Here is a 14,631-nt window from a genome sequence, read left to right on the forward strand (position 1 = left end):
TATGCCCAGCGGTGGCTCGATACGGGAAGCCGGCGAAGCGGCGCCGATCCCGCTCGCCCGAAAGCGCGAGCGGGATCGGAAAGGCGTTCAGGCCGCCTGCCTGTGCCGCTCGGTCGCTTCGAGGTTCAGCATGTCCGCCATCATGAACGCCAGCTCGATCGACTGCGCGCCATTGAGGCGCGGGTCGCAATGGGTGTGATAGCGATCGGCCAGCGCCTCGTCGGTGATCGCGATCGCGCCGCCGGTGCACTCGGTCACGTCCTGCCCGGTCATCTCGATATGGATGCCGCCCGCGTGCGTGCCTTCGGCGCGGTGCACCGCGAAGAAGCCGCGCACTTCGGCCAGAATCCGCTCGAACGGCCGCGTCTTGAGGCCGCTGTCGGTCTTGATCACGTTGCCGTGCATCGGATCGCACGACCAGACCACCGGATGGCCCTCGCGCTTCACCGCGCGCACCAGCCGGGGCAGGCCGTCCTCGACCTTGTCGTGGCCGAACCGGGCGATCAGCGTCATGCGGCCCGCCTCGCGGCCGGGATTGAGCGTGTCGAGCATCCGCAGCAGCGCGTCGGGCTCAAGGCTGGGGCCGCACTTCATGCCGATCGGGTTGCCCACGCCGCGCAGGAACTCGACATGCGCCGAACCTTCGAAGCGCGTGCGATCGCCGATCCACAGCATGTGCGCCGAACAGTCATACCAGTCGCCGGTCAGCGAATCGCGGCGCGTCAGCGCCTGCTCGTAAGGCAGCAGCAACGCTTCGTGGCTGGTGTAGAAATCGGTGCCCTGAAGCTGCGGCACGGTGTGCGGATCGACCCCGCAAGCCGCCATGAAGTCCAGCGCCTCGCTGATGCGGTCCGCCATTTCGGAAAAGCGGGCGCCCCACGGGCTGCGGCCGATGTGCTCCATCGTCCACTGGTGCACCTGGCGCAAATTGGCATAGCCGCCGTTGGCGAAAGCGCGCAGCAGGTTCAGCGTCGCGGCCGATTGCGAATAGGCGCGCAGCATCCGCTCGGGATCGTTCGCGCGGGTTTCCGGGTCGAACTCGATGCCGTTGATGATGTCGCCCAGATAGCTGGGCAGCTCCACGCCGCCCACGGTCTCGGTCGGGGCCGAGCGCGGCTTGGCGAACTGGCCGGCCATGCGGCCGACCTTCACCACCGGCTGCTTGCTGGCGAACGTGAGCACCACCGCCATCTGCAGCAGCACGCGGAAGGTATCGCGGATATTGTCCGGGTGGAATTCGGCGAAGCTTTCGGCGCAGTCGCCGCCCTGGAGCAGGAAACCACGGCCCGCCGCCACTTCGGCAAGGTCCGCCTTCAGCGCGCGGGCCTCACCGGCGAAGACCAGCGGCGGGAACTTCGCCAGCGTGGCCTCGACCTCGCCCAGCTTCCCGGCATCGCCGTAGGACGGCAGGTGGCGCGCCTCGTGCGCCTTCCAGCTATCCGGTGTCCAGTTACTCGCCACGTTTCGAACTCCCAATGCCATGGCCGCCCATGCCCCGCGGGCTTGCGGCCTTCACGCAAGGGGCGCCCCATAGCTCCATGCGCACAGGTTTGCAAAGACGGTTTGGCCGATCACCCTGATCGGGGTAATTCCCGAAGGCCAATCCGGCGCTACCGGCGCGCGGCGACCGCCGCGACGCCCTTCTGCTCGGGCACCACTTCCAGCCGCCAGCTGTTGTCCTTGCCCAGATAGCGCGCCGCCAGTTCCTGCATCTTCTCGGGCGAGGTCTGGGTATAGTCGGTCAGGACCGTGCGCACGGTGGAAATGCGCGAGGGATCGCTGGTCGCCCCTTCGATCTGCCCCATGAAGAAGGCGGAGCTGGAGGCGGCGCGCGTCACCTGCTGGCGCAACGGCTCGATCACGCGGGCCAGTTCGTCGGCCGTGGGCGGATCGGTGATCAGATCCTGCGCGATCTCGTCGGCGGTCTGGAAGAACACCGGCACCGCCGAGGGCGAAAGCTGCGCCATCGCGGTGATCGAGCCGCCGGCCTTCAGGTCCACCGGCCAGGTCGAGAAGACGTAAGGCGCATAGCTGACCCCCAGCTTCTCGCGCACCGCGTCCATCAGCCGGTTGGTGAAAAGCTGCGTCAGGATCTCAAGCTGGCGCGATTCCGGGATGCCCACCGATCCGCCGCCGGTCGGCCAGGAAATGATCGCCGCCGCCTGATCGGGATCGCCGCGATGGGTCAGCACCACCGGCGTGTCGGAAGGACGCGGCTCGGCGATCTCGGCCGAGGCGGCGGTCATCGGCGCCGGCTGGCGCGGCTTGAGCGCGCCGAAGGTCTTCTGCAGCGCGGCGATCGCGGCGGTCTTGTCGAAATCGCCGAAGATCTGCACTTCCACCGGGCCGCTGTTCAGCGCCTCGCTCCACACCCGCTTGAAGCCCTCGGTCGTGGTCCGGTCGATCTCGGCCGGAGTCGGCGTTTCGAAGCGCTTGTCCTGCCCGCGCTGGTAGAACTGCAAGTCGCGGTTGAGCACGCCTTGCGGCGAGGTGGCGAAAGCCTCGTACTGGATCTTGGCGGCCGCCTTGGCGCGCAGCACCGGGTTCACGTCCCAGCGCGGCATCGCCAGCTTGGCGGCGAACAGGTAAAGCTGGTCGGCCAGATCGGCCGGCCGCGTTTCGGCCGAGAATTCGAAAGCGGCATCCTTCACGTCGAAATCGAAGCCCAGCTTGCGGCCGGTGGCCACACGGTCCAGCTCTTCCTGGCCCAGCGTCGCCACGCCCGCGCCGACCAGCGCCATCTGGCCCAGCGTCAGGTAAGGCGCGTCCTGCGGCTTGATCTCGCGATAGCCGCCGCCGAAGCGGACTTTCACCATCACCCGGCCCGGCTCTTCCTGCACGGGCCAGAGCAGCACCTTGACGCCGTTGGCGAACTCGACCTGCTCGATATCGAGCAGGCCGGTGCCGGTGATCGCGGCGACGCGCCCCGGCTGGCCGATCGCGGGCAGCCCATCGAACGAGATCGGCGGGCCGGCCAGCCGCACCCGCGTATCGGGCTGCACCGGATCGAGCAGCGCCTGGCGGACGGCGGCATCGGTGGCGGTGCCTTCCTTCTGGGTGATGAACAGCCCGCGCGTGACGGTGCCGGTGAACAGCTCGCGCGTGTGCTGCAGCACGGCGGCGGGGGTGAACAGCGGCTTCGATTCGCGAAAGATGCGCAGCACGTCCTCGGGCCCGGCCACGGTTTCGCGGATATCGAGCGCGTTGACCAGATCGTCGGCCAGCTTGGCGCCCGGCAGCAGGCGGCGCTGTTCGACCGGCACCTGGAAGGCCACTTCCAGCTCGGCGATCTCGCGGTCGATCTCTTCCTGCGTCGGCGGATTGGCCAGCGCATCGGCGATCACCGCGCGCACATCGCGCAGCGCCGCGCGCCAGTCGTCGCCCAGCGGCGTCACCGCCACGAAAGTCGCGTCGGCCGAACGGGCGACATCGTCCTGGTTGACTTGCGCGGTCAGGAAACTGCCGCCCATCCGTGCTTTCGATTCCAGCCGGCGATTGATGATCGCCTGCGCCAGCGCGTCGGTCATCAGCCCCTGGTTATAGACGATGGTATCGTTGACCTGCCGCCACGGGCGCAGGATCGCGTAAGTCATCGAGGCGGGCAGATCGGGCTCGACGATCACCTCGGTCTTGCCTACCGGATTGTTCAGGTCCGCGTCGGCGGGGGCGACCGGATCGCCGAAGCTCGGCGCCGGCGCGGGCTTGCCCGGCACTTTCCAGCCGGAAAACCACTTGCGCACATATTCGGCCAGCACCGCCGGCTCGGCATCGCCGGCGACGATCACCGTCACGTTCGCCGGCCGGTACCAGCGCTGGTAGAAGGCGCGCACCGATTGCGGCGTCGCCGCCTGGAGCGTCTCGACCGTCCCGATGGGCGAGCGTTCGGCCAGCGGCTGGCCAGCATAGAACACTTGCTGCATCGTATCCTGCACGCGCTTGGCCGCCCCGCCGCGCTCACGCATTTCGGCGAGCACGATCGGCAAGTCGGACTTGAGGTTCGACGCGCTCAGCGTCGGCGCCGTGACCATGCCCGAAAGCAGCTTGAAGGTCTCGTCCAGCGAGGCCGGCGTGGCATCGGGCAAGTCGAGCTTGAAAACGGTCTGCGTCGTCGTCGTCTCGGCATTGGTATCGCTGCCGAACGAGGCACCCAGCCGCTGGAACGTGGCGATCGCGGTGCCTTCGGCGATGTATTTCGACTGGCGGAACAGCAGATGTTCCAGGAAATGCGCATAGCCGCGTTCGGCATCGGTCTCGTAAAGCGAGCCGGCATCGACGCGGATGCGGATCGAAACCTGCCCCGGCGGCACGCCGTTGCTGCGCGTGGCATAACGCAATCCGTTGGGCAGTTCGCCGAAGTTCCATTCGCGATCGGGCGGAACGTCGCTGTTCTTGTAAAGCCAGGGAACCGCATCCTGCGCCGGGGCCGTGCCGGCCGAAGCCGCGCGCGATTGCGCGATCGCCGGCTGGATCGGGGTCTGGACAAGAAGGAGGAGGCAGGCGAGCGTGCTGGCGGCGCGCGAAATCTTTTGCATCCGCATCGTATAGGGGGCCATGTCCTTAAGGGCCAGTGAATAGGCGCGCGATTGGCCGCGCCCGTGGCCCGGCGGCGGCCTGGCCGGCGAACCGCGCCGGGCGCGCGCCCTTGACGCACCCCCAACACGGCCTAAATCGTTGGCACCATGTTCATAGAAACCGAAACCACGCCCAACCCCGCCACGCTGAAATTCCTGCCCGGCCGGCAGGTGATGAGCGCGGGCACGCGCGAATTCGCCACGCCCGAGGCGGCCAGCGCTTCGCCCCTGGCCGAAGCCCTGTTCGATCTGGGCGACGTGACCGGCGTGTTCTTCGGCCAGGAATTCATTTCGGTAACGGCCGGGCCCGGTGTCGAATGGCCCGGACTCAAGCCGCAAGTGGTGGCGATCCTGCTCGATCACTTCGCTTCGGGCGCGCCGCTCTTCGCGGGCGGCGATGCCGGCGCGATCGCGGTGCCCGCCGATGAGGAGGCCGAGGGCGACGATCCGGCCGACGCCGATATCGTCGCGCAGATCAAGGATCTGATCGAAACGCGCGTGCGCCCCGCCGTCGCCAACGATGGCGGCGACATCATCTATCGCGGCTTTCGCGAAGGCGTGGTCTACCTGTCGATGCAGGGCGCCTGCTCGGGCTGTCCTTCCTCGACGGCGACGCTCAAGCACGGGATCGAAGGGCTGCTCAAGCACTATGTCCCCGAAGTGACCGAAGTGCGCGCCGCCTGAACCCTGATCCCGGCGGGGGGCCCGGCGCACGGCGATGCGGACACTGGTGATCGACAGCGCGACCGAAGCCTGTTCGGTCGCGCTTCTGGAAGGCGATGATTGCATCGCCGGGGAGTATCGGGTGCTGGGGCGCGGCCATGCCGAACAGCTCGTGCCGATGATCGCTCGCCTGCCCGGCAAGGGACAGGCGGGGCGCATCGCCCTGTCGCTGGGCCCCGGCAGCTTCACCGGCGTGCGCGTGGGCCTGGCGGCGGCGCGCGCGCTGGCCTTCGTCTGGCAGGCCCAGCTTGTCGGCTATCCCACGCTGGCGCTGGTCGCGGCCATGGCGCGCGCGCGCGAAGGCGCGCTGGCGGTCGCCGTCGCGATGACCGGCGGCCACGGCGAATGGTTCGTCCAGGGCTTCGCGGCCGATGGCGCCGAGCCGCGCCCGCTGGCTTCGCTGCGGCCGGACGAAGCCGTGGCGGCGACGCCCGAGGAGATCGTCGCGGGCAGCCAGGCCGAAGCGCTGGTGGCGGCGCGGGGCCATGGCCGGGCGCTGCCCCTCCTGCCCGATGCGCGCTGCTTCGCGCTGCTGCCCGAAACGGCGCTGCTGGCGCGCACGACCCCGCTTTACGGCCGCGCGCCCGACGCGCGCCTGCCCGGTGGCGCCCCGTGATGCCGCCGCGCGACGACATCGACCGTTTGATGGACGTGATGCACGCCGCTTTCGATCCCGCCTTCGGCGAAGCCTGGACGCGCCGCCAGATCGAGGATGCGCTGCTGATCGGCAATTGCCATTATCTGCTGATCAACCCGCAAGGATCGCCGGCCGAACCGGGCGAAGAGACTGCGGGCTTTTCCCTAACCCGCTATGGCTACGAAGAAGAGGAACTGCTGCTTTTCGCGGTGCAGCCAAAGTATCGTCGCCTCGGCTTGGGCCGCATCATGCTCCAGACCGTTTTCGATCGCGCCCGCGAACGCGGCGCGGGGCGAATTATTCTTGAAATGCGTAAGGGAAATCCCGCGCAGTATCTTTACGCCGCCTGCGGATTTCAACCAGTCGGCGAACGGCGAGACTACTACCGCACTCCCGATGGACATCGGATCGATGCGATTACCTTCGCGCACGACTTGGCGAAGTTGGGCTGACTTTGTCGCTGGACATGGCGTCTAGTTGTGGATTGGCAGCACGAATTTCGCAATTGAACTTGTAATCTCCCGTCAATTAGCTACACGCGCGCTTGTGCAAGGCTTGCTCTTGTCACACCCACCCCCCACTGGTCGCAATAAATCACAAATGATTGCACAGAGAAGGCCAAAAAACATGGAAACTATCGAAACCGACATGAGCGAGACCCTGATCACGCTGACGTCGGACATTGTTGCCGCCCATGTCGCCAACAACAGCGTCGCGGTTGAAGACCTCCCCGCCCTGATCACCAATGTTTACGGCGCGCTCGCCGGCCTTGGCAGTGCAGTCGTGGTCGAACAGGAAAAGCCCGAGCCGGCCGTTTCGATCCGTGCTTCGGTCAAGCCTGACTACATCGTCTGTCTTGAGGACGGCAAGAAGCTCAAGATGCTCAAGCGTCACCTCATGACTCACTACAACATGACGCCGGAAGAATACCGCCAGCGCTGGAACCTTCCCGCCGATTATCCCATGGTTGCCCCCAATTACGCCGAGAAGCGTCGCGAACTGGCCAAGAAGATCGGCCTGGGCCGCAAGCCCAACGCGCGGCGCGGCCGCAAGCCGAAGACCGCCGCCTGACCTCACCCGTCATGCGCGCGGTTGTGATTAGAGCCGCGTCCGCCTAAATAGGCGGGTGCGGCTTTTTTCCACCGAAAGGGCAATCGTGCACCAACCCATCGATATCGAAGCCCTTTGCGCGCAACGTGGCTTGCGGATCACCGAACAGCGCCGCGTGATCGCGCGCGTGCTGTCCGAAAGCAACGACCACCCCGATGTCGAAAAGCTGCATGAACGGGCGACGGCGATCGACCCGGGCATCTCGATCGCCACCGTCTACCGCACGGTGCGTCTGTTCGAGGAAGCGGGCATTCTTGACCGGCATGATTTCGGCGATGGCCGCGCGCGCTATGAAGCCGCGCCCGAAGCGCATCACGATCACATGATCGATGTCGAAACCGGCAACGTCATCGAATTCGTCGATCCCGAGCTTGAGGCGCTGCAGCGCCAGATCGCCGAACGGCTGGGCTTCCGCCTGGTCGATCACCGCATGGAGCTGTTCGGCGTGCGCCTCGACCGCGGGGACAGCGAAGGCTGATGTGACCGCCACCGGCACGGTCGCGGCGCCAGGGCTGATCGCGGCGTGGCGCTGGCCACTGGTGGCCTTGCGGCTGGTTGCGCTGCTGTTGACGCTGGGCCTGTGCGTCACGCTCTATTACCTGTGCCAGCCGTTCACCCGGCGTAATTCGGCACCGCGCCTGTTCCTGGGCGCAGTGGCGGTGCTGGCCGGCGTGCGCATGACCATCCGGGGCGAGCGCCCCGGGGGATCGGCGTTCCTGCTGGCCAATCACGTCAGCTGGCTGGACATCCCGGCGCTGGCCGGCGCGACCGGATCGGTGTTCATCGCGCATGACGGGCTGGCCGCGATCGGCCCGCTGCGCTGGCTGTGCTCGCTCAACGAAACCGTTTTCGTCGCCCGGCATGACCGCGCCAGCGTGGCCGCGCAAGTCGGTCAGGTGCGCGCGGCGATCCGCGATCACGGCGCGCTGACGCTGTTTCCCGAAGGCACCACCAGCGACGGCACCGGCCAGCTGGCCTTCAAGTCCTCGCTGCTATCCGCGCTGGTGCCGGTCCCCGAAGGCGTCGCGATCAGGCCGGTGTGGCTGGATTATGGACCCGAGACGGCCGATATCGCCTGGGTCGGCGAGGAGCCGGGCCTCGACAACTTCCTGCGCATCCTCGCGCGGCTCGCGCCGATCCAGCTGACCGTGCATCTGCTGGCGCCGCTGGCCGGCGAAGCGCTGGCCAGCCGCAAGACGATCGCCGCCGCCGCCCAGGCCGCCATCGCCCAGGCCATGGCGGACCAGCGCCGCGGTCAGCGCGTCACGTTGTAGGCAAGCTGGCCATCGTCGAGCTGGAAGCCGACCAGCAGCTCGAACGTCGCGCGCGCCACGGCAGCCTTGACGTCGGGTTCGGACAGCGGATCGATCGCGGCATCGCTGTCGCCGGCCTTGCGCTTGCGCATGATGCGATCGCGCACCTCGGCCGGCAGCGTCGCCGCCGCCCGGTCGATATAGCCGACACCCTGCGCATGGCCTTGCGCCCGGTCCTGCCCGGCGGCGAAATCGATGGTGACGCGGCCGACGCGCTTGCTGGTGACGGTGCTGCCGCCCTGCAGCACGGTGACGAAATAGGGCAGCGTCACCTGGCGCGCCTCGCGCGTGTCGTTGCGCCGCGCCAGCACGTCGAACGACACCGTGGCGGCCACTTTCTCGCCACTGTCGTTGCATTGCGTGCGCACATTGGTCATCACCGCGACCAGGTCGATATTGTCCGCGGTCTTATCTCCCGGGGTGCGGAACAGCGTGACGTCGCCGGTATAGTCCGGGATGCCCACGGCCGGGCAGCGGCTGCGCACGGCAGTGATGCCGACGCTTTCGTCCACCACGATCTCACCCTTGGTGCGGCATCCGCCAAGCCCGACAAGCACCGTGGCGGCGCAAAGGGCAGTTGCGGTCAGGCGGCGTGCATTCATTCTCACATCCTCGGGTCTGCTTGCGCTTGCCCTAGCGAGGCGAGCGGCAAAGCGCTAGAGGCGCGAATATGAATGCGCCCTTTCCCATCGATCCGCGCCCGCTTCGCCTGCTGATCGCCGCGCCGCGCGGCTTCTGCGCCGGGGTGGACCGCGCCATCGAGATCGTCGAACGCGCGATCGTGCGCTATGGCCCGCCGGTCTATGTGCGGCACGAGATCGTGCACAACCGCTTCGTGGTCGATGGGCTGAAAGCCAAGGGCGCGATCTTCGTCGAGACGCTGGACGACGTGCCCGATGGCGTGCCGGTGATCTTCAGCGCGCACGGCGTGCCCAAGTCGGTGCCCGCCGCCGCCACCGCGCGCGGGCTGGAATGGCTGGACGCCACCTGCCCGCTGGTCAGCAAGGTGCACCGCCAGGCCGAACGCCAGATCGAGGCGGGCCGCCACATCCTGTTCATCGGCCATGCCGGCCATCCCGAGGTGATCGGCACGTTCGGGCAGGTGCCCGACGGCAACATGACCCTGATCGAAACCATCGCGGACGTGGCCGCCCTGCCCTTCCCCGCCGATGCCGAGCTTGCCTATCTGTCGCAGACCACGCTTTCGGTCGACGATACCGCCGCGATCATCGCCGCGATCCAGGCCCGCTATCCCAAAGTCACCGCGCCCAAGGCGGAAGACATCTGCTATGCCACCTCGAACCGGCAGGCGGCGGTGAAGGAGATCGCCCCGCTTTGCCAGCTCGTGCTGGTGATCGGCGCGCCCAACAGCTCCAATTCGCTGCGCCTTGTCGAAGTGGCCGAACGGTCCGGCGCGATCGGCCGCATGATCCAGCGCGGCGCCGATATCGACCCGGCCTGGCTGAGCGACGTGACCACGCTGGGCGTCACCGCCGGCGCTTCCGCGCCCGAGGAACTGGTCGAGGAAGTGCTCGCCCGGCTGCGCGGCCTGCGCCCGGTGGAGGCCGAGGAAGTCGTCACCGCGCGCGAGCGGATCACGTTCAAGCTGCCCCGCCAGCTCGTCGGCTGAGGCGCGCGGCTCCATGGCAGTCTATACCAGGCTCGGCGCCGAGGCGCTTTCCGCGATCGTCGCGGAATTCGATATCGGCGCGCTGGTTTCGGCCAAGGGCATCGCCGAGGGCGTGTCCAACAGCAATTGGCTGATCGAGGCGCGAAAGCCGGGCCGCGATGCCACGCGCTATATCCTGACGATGTACGAAAGCCGGGTGGAGACAGGCGACCTGCCGTTCTTCCTGGGCCTGCTCGACCATCTGGCGGCGCGCGGCTGCCCGGTGCCGCGCACGATCCATGACCGCGAGAACCGCGCCTTTCGCCACCACGACGGCAAGGCGCTGGCGCTGATCGAGTTCCTGCCCGGCGTTTCGGTGGACGAGCCCACGCCGGCCCAGGCGCGCGCGGTGGGCGCGGCGCTGGCGCAAGTGCATATCGCCGCCGCCGGCTTCGGGCATGAACGGGCCAATTCGATGGGGCTGGCCGCCTGGCAAGGGCTGCTCTCAGCCTGCGGCGCCGATGGCCTGCGCGCGATCCATCCCGAGCTGGCCGGCATCGTCGAGCGGGAGCTGGCCGTGCTCGCCGCGCGCTGGCCGCGCGATCTGCCGCGCGGGGTGATCCACGCGGACCTGTTCCCCGACAACGTGCTGATGCTGGGCGATGCCGTGACCGGGCTGATCGATTTCTATTTCGCCTGCACCGATATCACCGCCTACGACATCGCGGTGACGCACGCGGCCTGGTGCTTCAGCAACGACGGGACGCGCTTTCGCGCCGATCTGTCGCACGCTTTGCTGACCGGATACGAAGCCGTTCGTCCCATTTCGGGACCGGAGCGGGAGGCGCTGCCCCTGCTGGCCAGAGGCGCCGCGATGCGGTTTTTGGCCACGCGCGCCTATGATTGGCTGAATACGCCGGCTGATGCGCTGGTGACGCCGAAAGATCCGATGGCCTTCGCGCGAAGGCTTGAGTTCTACGCCGACCCCTGCAATTCGGAACTGTTCAGAAAAGCGGATTGAAGTCGGGAAGGGCATTGAAGCAAGTGGAAATCTTCACGGACGGCGCGTGCAAGGGCAATCCGGGTCCGGGTGGCTGGGGCGCGCTGCTGCGCATGGGCAAGCACGAGAAGGAGATGTCCGGCTCCGACCCGGCGACCACCAACAACCGCATGGAGATGACGGCGGTGATCAAGGCGCTGAACGCGCTGATCGAACCGTGCGAAGTCACGCTTTACACCGACAGCCGCTATGTCATCGACGGGATGACCAAGTGGATCCACGGCTGGCAGAAAAAGGGCTGGATCAACGCCAGCAAGCAGCCGGTGCGCAATGCGGACCTGTGGCACGACCTGATCGACGCGGTGCGCCGCCACAAGATCGACTGGCAATGGGTGCGCGGCCACAACGGACATGTCGAGAACGAACGCGTCGACCGGCTGGCGAGCGACGCGGCCGACGCCGTGGCGCGCGCCGGAAGCTGACACGCGCGCCGGAACCGTTCGGCCCCGATTATCTGGCGGTTTATTCGACGGTGGTGTCGACGATCTCGGCGCCGGGGCCGTTCTTCAGGATCGATTCGATCGCGTTCCTGGCGCTGGCCTTGCTGGCATAGCCTTCGGTCCAGAACATCGTTTCGGCGTTATAGCAGAAATAGGCGACATATTCGCCCTTCTTGTTCTGCCGGATTTCGAAGCGGTGCGCCATCTGGGATTCCTCTGCGATCAGGGTCCGAGTCGCGTCACCCGGACGGCGTGGTTAATAGAACCGCGCGCGCCTTATGAAAACCGCCCCGGCGCGTAAGGCACAGGGTCGATCGGCCCCCCGTGCTCGCCCAGCAGCAGCCGCGCGGCCAGTTCGGCGGCGGCGGGCGCGGTCTGGATGCCGAAGCCGCCTTGCCCGGCGAACCAGAAGAAGCGCGGCTCTGCCGGATCGAAGCCGTAGACCGGCAGCCGGTCCGGCGCGAAGCTGCGCAGGCCCGCCCAGCGATGCTCGACCCGTTCGATCGTCCAGTCGACCACTTGCGCGAAACGGTCGATGGCGATGGCGATGTCGATCTCCTCGGCGGCGGCATCGCACGGCGGGCTTGGCGTCTCGTCATGCGGGCTGAGCCAGAGACGGCCCGATTCCGGCTTGAAATAGAACTGCCCGGCAATGTCGAGCACCAGCGGAAGATCGGCCGGCACCGGCGGCGAGACCGAAAGCTGGGCGATCGTGCGGCGATAGGGCGTCACGCCGATGGGTCGCAGGCCGGCCATGCCCGCCACCGGATCGGCCCAGGCACCGGCCGCGTTCACCAGCAGGTCGCAGCCGATCCGCCGGCCATCGCCAAGCGCGAGCGTCCAGCCGCGATCGGTGCGCGCGGCGCCGGCCAGCGCGGCCCGGCAGAAGATCTCGGCGCCCTGCCGCCGGGCCTGGGCCAAATAGTGCTGGTGCAGCCCGGCCACGTCGATGTCGCAGCAGCTCGGCTCGATCACGCCGCAGGTCCAGCCCGGCCGCAGCCCCTGCACCCGCGCCGCGATCCCGGCGCGGTCCAGCGATATGACTTCCACGCCCAGCGCCGCGTATTCGCGCGCGAACGCGGCGACTTCGTCCGCCTGATCGGCGCGGCCCAGCGTGAGCGCGGCGCGCGGCGAGAGCATCCCCAGCGCGCGCAGCATCGGGCCAGAGGCCGTGGTCAGCGGCTGGACGCCCGGCCCACCATAGCTCTCGGTCCAGAACGCGGCGGAGCGGCCGGTGGTGTGGTAGCCGGGCCGGTCCTCGGCCTCCAGCACGGCCACGCGCGCGCGGCCTTGCAGCGCGGCGGCCAGCGAGGCTCCGGCCATGCCGGCGCCGACGATCGCGATATCGAAATGCTGCGTCATCATCCTCAGTCCACGATCGGCGCCATGCGATCGAGAAAGTCCGCGATCGCATCGAGCGCGCGGTCTCGCACCGGATCGGCCTCGCGCAGAATCTCGTGCCGCGCTTCCGCCCCGAAGCTGACGAGCTGCGCGCGCGGCATCCGCTCGGCGGCGCGGCGCGCGGCGCGATAGGAGACCAGGCCATCGGCGCGGGTCGCCAGGATCAGCACCGGCGTCGGGATCGCTTCGAGCACGCCGGGCCGTTCGAGCAGGCGGATCGAGGCGAGCGCCTGCGCGATCCAGCCCCAGCTCGCCGGGCCCATGGCAAGGCCCGGCCGCTGCTCGCGCCACCAGGCTTCGTCGGCATAGCGCGCCTGGTCATGCGTCAGCAGCCGGTCACGCTCCAGCGGCCGCGCGCCGGGCTTTTCGCTGGCCGTCCACGCCGGCCGGCGCGGATCGCCCAGCCCGGCGATCAGCCGCGCCAGCGGATGCAGCAGGCGCGCGGGCGCCCATTGCGGCAAAAGGCCCAGCATCGGCGCGGTCAGCACCACGGCGGCCGGATCGACGCGGCGCTCGGCCAGCGCGCGCAAGGCGATGTGCCCGCCCATCGAATGCGCGACCAGCACGTGCGGGGCCGGCGTGGACGCGCGCCAGTGCGCCCAGAACGCGGCCAGATCCTCCACCCACACCGCGAAATCCGCGACATGGCCCGTTGTCCCGTCAGCCCCCAGCCGGCCCGACAGCGCCTGCCCGCGCCAGTCCATCGCGGTGACGCGCCAGCCCTCGCCATGCCACTGGTCCAGCGTTTCGAGGTATTTCTCGTAGCAGTCGCCGCGCCCCGGCAGGAACAGCAGCGATCCCCGGCCGCCGCCGCGCGGCAGCAGCCAGTCGATCCGGCGGATCGCCTCACCGTCGGCTGCGTGCCAGCGGCTCTCGATCGCGCCCGCCGGGATCGCCCTGCGGTCGAACGGGCCGGTCTCGTCGCGATGGGCCTGGATCACGTGATGAACAACGGGCTCTGGGAGGTGGTTACTGTTTGGTAAGCGATCGTCGGTAGAGCGTTCCCCATCAGGGGGACTCTCGAAGATGCAAGGCGGAATTTTGTCGTACGCATTGCTCGCGGCATTGGCAACCGCGCTCCTGATCGCGGCCTTTACCGACCTCAAACGCCGCCGCATCGGCAACGGGCTGAACCTGGCGATCGCGCTGGGCGCGCCGCTGTTCTGGTTCGCCACCGGCCTTGGCTGGGCCGCCATCGGTTTCCAGATCCTGCTGGCTGGCGTGACGTTCCTGGTCGCCTGCGGGCTGTTCGTGGCCCGGCAGATGGGCGGCGGCGACGTCAAGCTGCTCACCGCGCTGGCGCTGTGGTTCGTGCCCGAAAGCTTCGCGCAGCTGGTCGTCATGATGGCGGTGGTGGGCGGCGGCGCCTCGATCGCCGCGGCCGCCTGCAACATGCGCCGCCAGCCCGGCGAGAGCTTGCGCGATGGCATCGCGATCGTCGCGGCGGCCGCCTGGGTCGTGCTCGCCGCCGCCGTGACCTTCGCGCTGGGCACTGGCCGGCCGATCGTCACCCCGCAAGGGCTCGCCGCGATCGAGCGGCTGATCCCCGATGCCTGGATGGTCTGGCTGCTGGTGGCTGCGGCGCTCGCGATCTTCCTGTTCGGCATGGCGCACATCATGCGCCGGCAGAAATCGCGCCTGCCGATTCCCTATGGCGTGGCGATCACCGTGGCCGCGCTCTGGGTGATGGCCGATCAGTATTTATACGCACCTCCGTTGATGCACGGAGTTGGGTGAACTGGATTTTAACCAATTTGTCCGAGTTTG

General features: G+C 68.1%; 16 protein-coding genes. 10 read left to right on the forward strand and 6 right to left on the reverse strand.

Translation table 11 applies throughout. The features are described 5' to 3' along the window. Positions 1-87 precede the first annotated feature (87 nt). Positions 88-1,461 carry a class II 3-deoxy-7-phosphoheptulonate synthase gene (locus PYV00_RS12885; protein WP_275228674.1) on the reverse strand — a complete coding sequence of 458 codons (1,374 nt, stop codon included), beginning with the start codon at positions 1,459-1,461 and terminating at the stop codon, positions 88-90. Positions 1,462-1,610: 149 nt separating this feature from the next. Beyond that, a complete protein-coding gene (locus PYV00_RS12890; protein WP_275228675.1) occupies positions 1,611-4,532 on the reverse strand; it encodes a M16 family metallopeptidase in 2,922 nt (973 codons plus the stop codon). A 147-nt stretch (positions 4,533-4,679) separates the two neighbouring features. Between PYV00_RS12890 and PYV00_RS12895 the strand changes: the two genes are divergently transcribed. The 6 genes from PYV00_RS12895 (at position 4,680) to PYV00_RS12920 (ending at position 8,315) form a co-directional block, all read left to right on the forward strand. Continuing rightward, the gene (locus tag PYV00_RS12895) at positions 4,680-5,255 is read left to right on the forward strand and encodes a NifU family protein (protein WP_275228676.1); all 576 of its coding nucleotides are present in this window, start codon (positions 4,680-4,682) and stop codon (positions 5,253-5,255) included. Positions 5,256-5,289: 34 nt separating this feature from the next. Then, on the forward strand, positions 5,290-5,910 hold the full coding sequence (gene tsaB / locus PYV00_RS12900) for a tRNA (adenosine(37)-N6)-threonylcarbamoyltransferase complex dimerization subunit type 1 TsaB (protein WP_275228677.1): 621 nt from the start codon (positions 5,290-5,292) through the stop codon (positions 5,908-5,910). Further along, positions 5,910-6,383 (forward strand): GNAT family N-acetyltransferase, encoded by a 474-nt coding sequence (locus PYV00_RS12905; RefSeq protein WP_275228678.1) that lies wholly within the window; start codon positions 5,910-5,912, stop codon positions 6,381-6,383. The genes tsaB and PYV00_RS12905 overlap by 1 nt, the downstream gene beginning before the upstream one ends. A gap of 175 nt (positions 6,384-6,558) precedes the next feature. After that, on the forward strand, positions 6,559-7,002 hold the full coding sequence (locus tag PYV00_RS12910) for a MucR family transcriptional regulator (RefSeq protein ID WP_275228679.1): 444 nt from the start codon (positions 6,559-6,561) through the stop codon (positions 7,000-7,002). 85 nt (positions 7,003-7,087) lie between these two features. Next, positions 7,088-7,519, forward strand: coding sequence for a Fur family transcriptional regulator (locus PYV00_RS12915; protein WP_275228680.1), 432 nt, complete (start codon positions 7,088-7,090; stop codon positions 7,517-7,519). Between the two features lies 1 nt (position 7,520). Continuing rightward, positions 7,521-8,315, forward strand: coding sequence for a lysophospholipid acyltransferase family protein (locus PYV00_RS12920; protein ID WP_275228681.1), 795 nt, complete (start codon positions 7,521-7,523; stop codon positions 8,313-8,315). Here the strand turns inward: PYV00_RS12920 and PYV00_RS12925 are convergent. Beyond that, the gene (locus tag PYV00_RS12925) at positions 8,297-8,956 is read right to left on the reverse strand and encodes a hypothetical protein (RefSeq protein WP_275228682.1); all 660 of its coding nucleotides are present in this window, start codon (positions 8,954-8,956) and stop codon (positions 8,297-8,299) included. The genes PYV00_RS12920 and PYV00_RS12925 overlap by 19 nt on opposite strands. Before the next feature lie 68 nt (positions 8,957-9,024). Between PYV00_RS12925 and ispH the strand changes: the two genes are divergently transcribed. Genes ispH through rnhA form a run of 3 tightly spaced genes read left to right on the forward strand, consistent with a single transcriptional unit; the run spans position 9,025 to position 11,445 of the window. Beyond that, positions 9,025-9,984 carry a 4-hydroxy-3-methylbut-2-enyl diphosphate reductase gene (ispH, locus tag PYV00_RS12930; protein WP_275228683.1) on the forward strand — a complete coding sequence of 320 codons (960 nt, stop codon included), beginning with the start codon at positions 9,025-9,027 and terminating at the stop codon, positions 9,982-9,984. A gap of 13 nt (positions 9,985-9,997) precedes the next feature. Further along, on the forward strand, positions 9,998-10,984 hold the full coding sequence (thrB, locus tag PYV00_RS12935) for a homoserine kinase (protein ID WP_275228684.1): 987 nt from the start codon (positions 9,998-10,000) through the stop codon (positions 10,982-10,984). Between the two features lie 14 nt (positions 10,985-10,998). Further along, a complete protein-coding gene (gene rnhA / locus PYV00_RS12940; RefSeq protein ID WP_275228685.1) occupies positions 10,999-11,445 on the forward strand; it encodes a ribonuclease HI in 447 nt (148 codons plus the stop codon). A 40-nt stretch (positions 11,446-11,485) separates the two neighbouring features. Here the strand turns inward: rnhA and PYV00_RS12945 are convergent, their stop codons facing one another. From PYV00_RS12945 to PYV00_RS12955, 3 genes are all read right to left on the reverse strand, one after another. Then, positions 11,486-11,668 (reverse strand): YegP family protein, encoded by a 183-nt coding sequence (locus PYV00_RS12945; protein WP_275228686.1) that lies wholly within the window; start codon positions 11,666-11,668, stop codon positions 11,486-11,488. A 71-nt stretch (positions 11,669-11,739) separates the two neighbouring features. Then, positions 11,740-12,825: an NAD(P)/FAD-dependent oxidoreductase gene (locus PYV00_RS12950; RefSeq protein WP_275228687.1), complete on the reverse strand. Its 1,086-nt coding sequence runs from the start codon at positions 12,823-12,825 to the stop codon at positions 11,740-11,742. A 5-nt stretch (positions 12,826-12,830) separates the two neighbouring features. Beyond that, on the reverse strand, positions 12,831-13,805 hold the full coding sequence (locus PYV00_RS12955; protein ID WP_275228688.1) for an alpha/beta fold hydrolase: 975 nt from the start codon (positions 13,803-13,805) through the stop codon (positions 12,831-12,833). A gap of 124 nt (positions 13,806-13,929) precedes the next feature. On the opposite strand from PYV00_RS12955, the gene PYV00_RS12960 reads away from it, so the two are divergent. Further along, entirely contained in the window at positions 13,930-14,601 is a 672-nt protein-coding gene (locus tag PYV00_RS12960) for an A24 family peptidase (protein ID WP_275228689.1), read from the forward strand. Positions 14,602-14,631: the final 30 nt, after the last annotated feature.

The organism is Novosphingobium album (ex Liu et al. 2023) (assembly GCF_029076845.1).
Taxonomy (GTDB): domain Bacteria; phylum Pseudomonadota; class Alphaproteobacteria; order Sphingomonadales; family Sphingomonadaceae; genus Novosphingobium.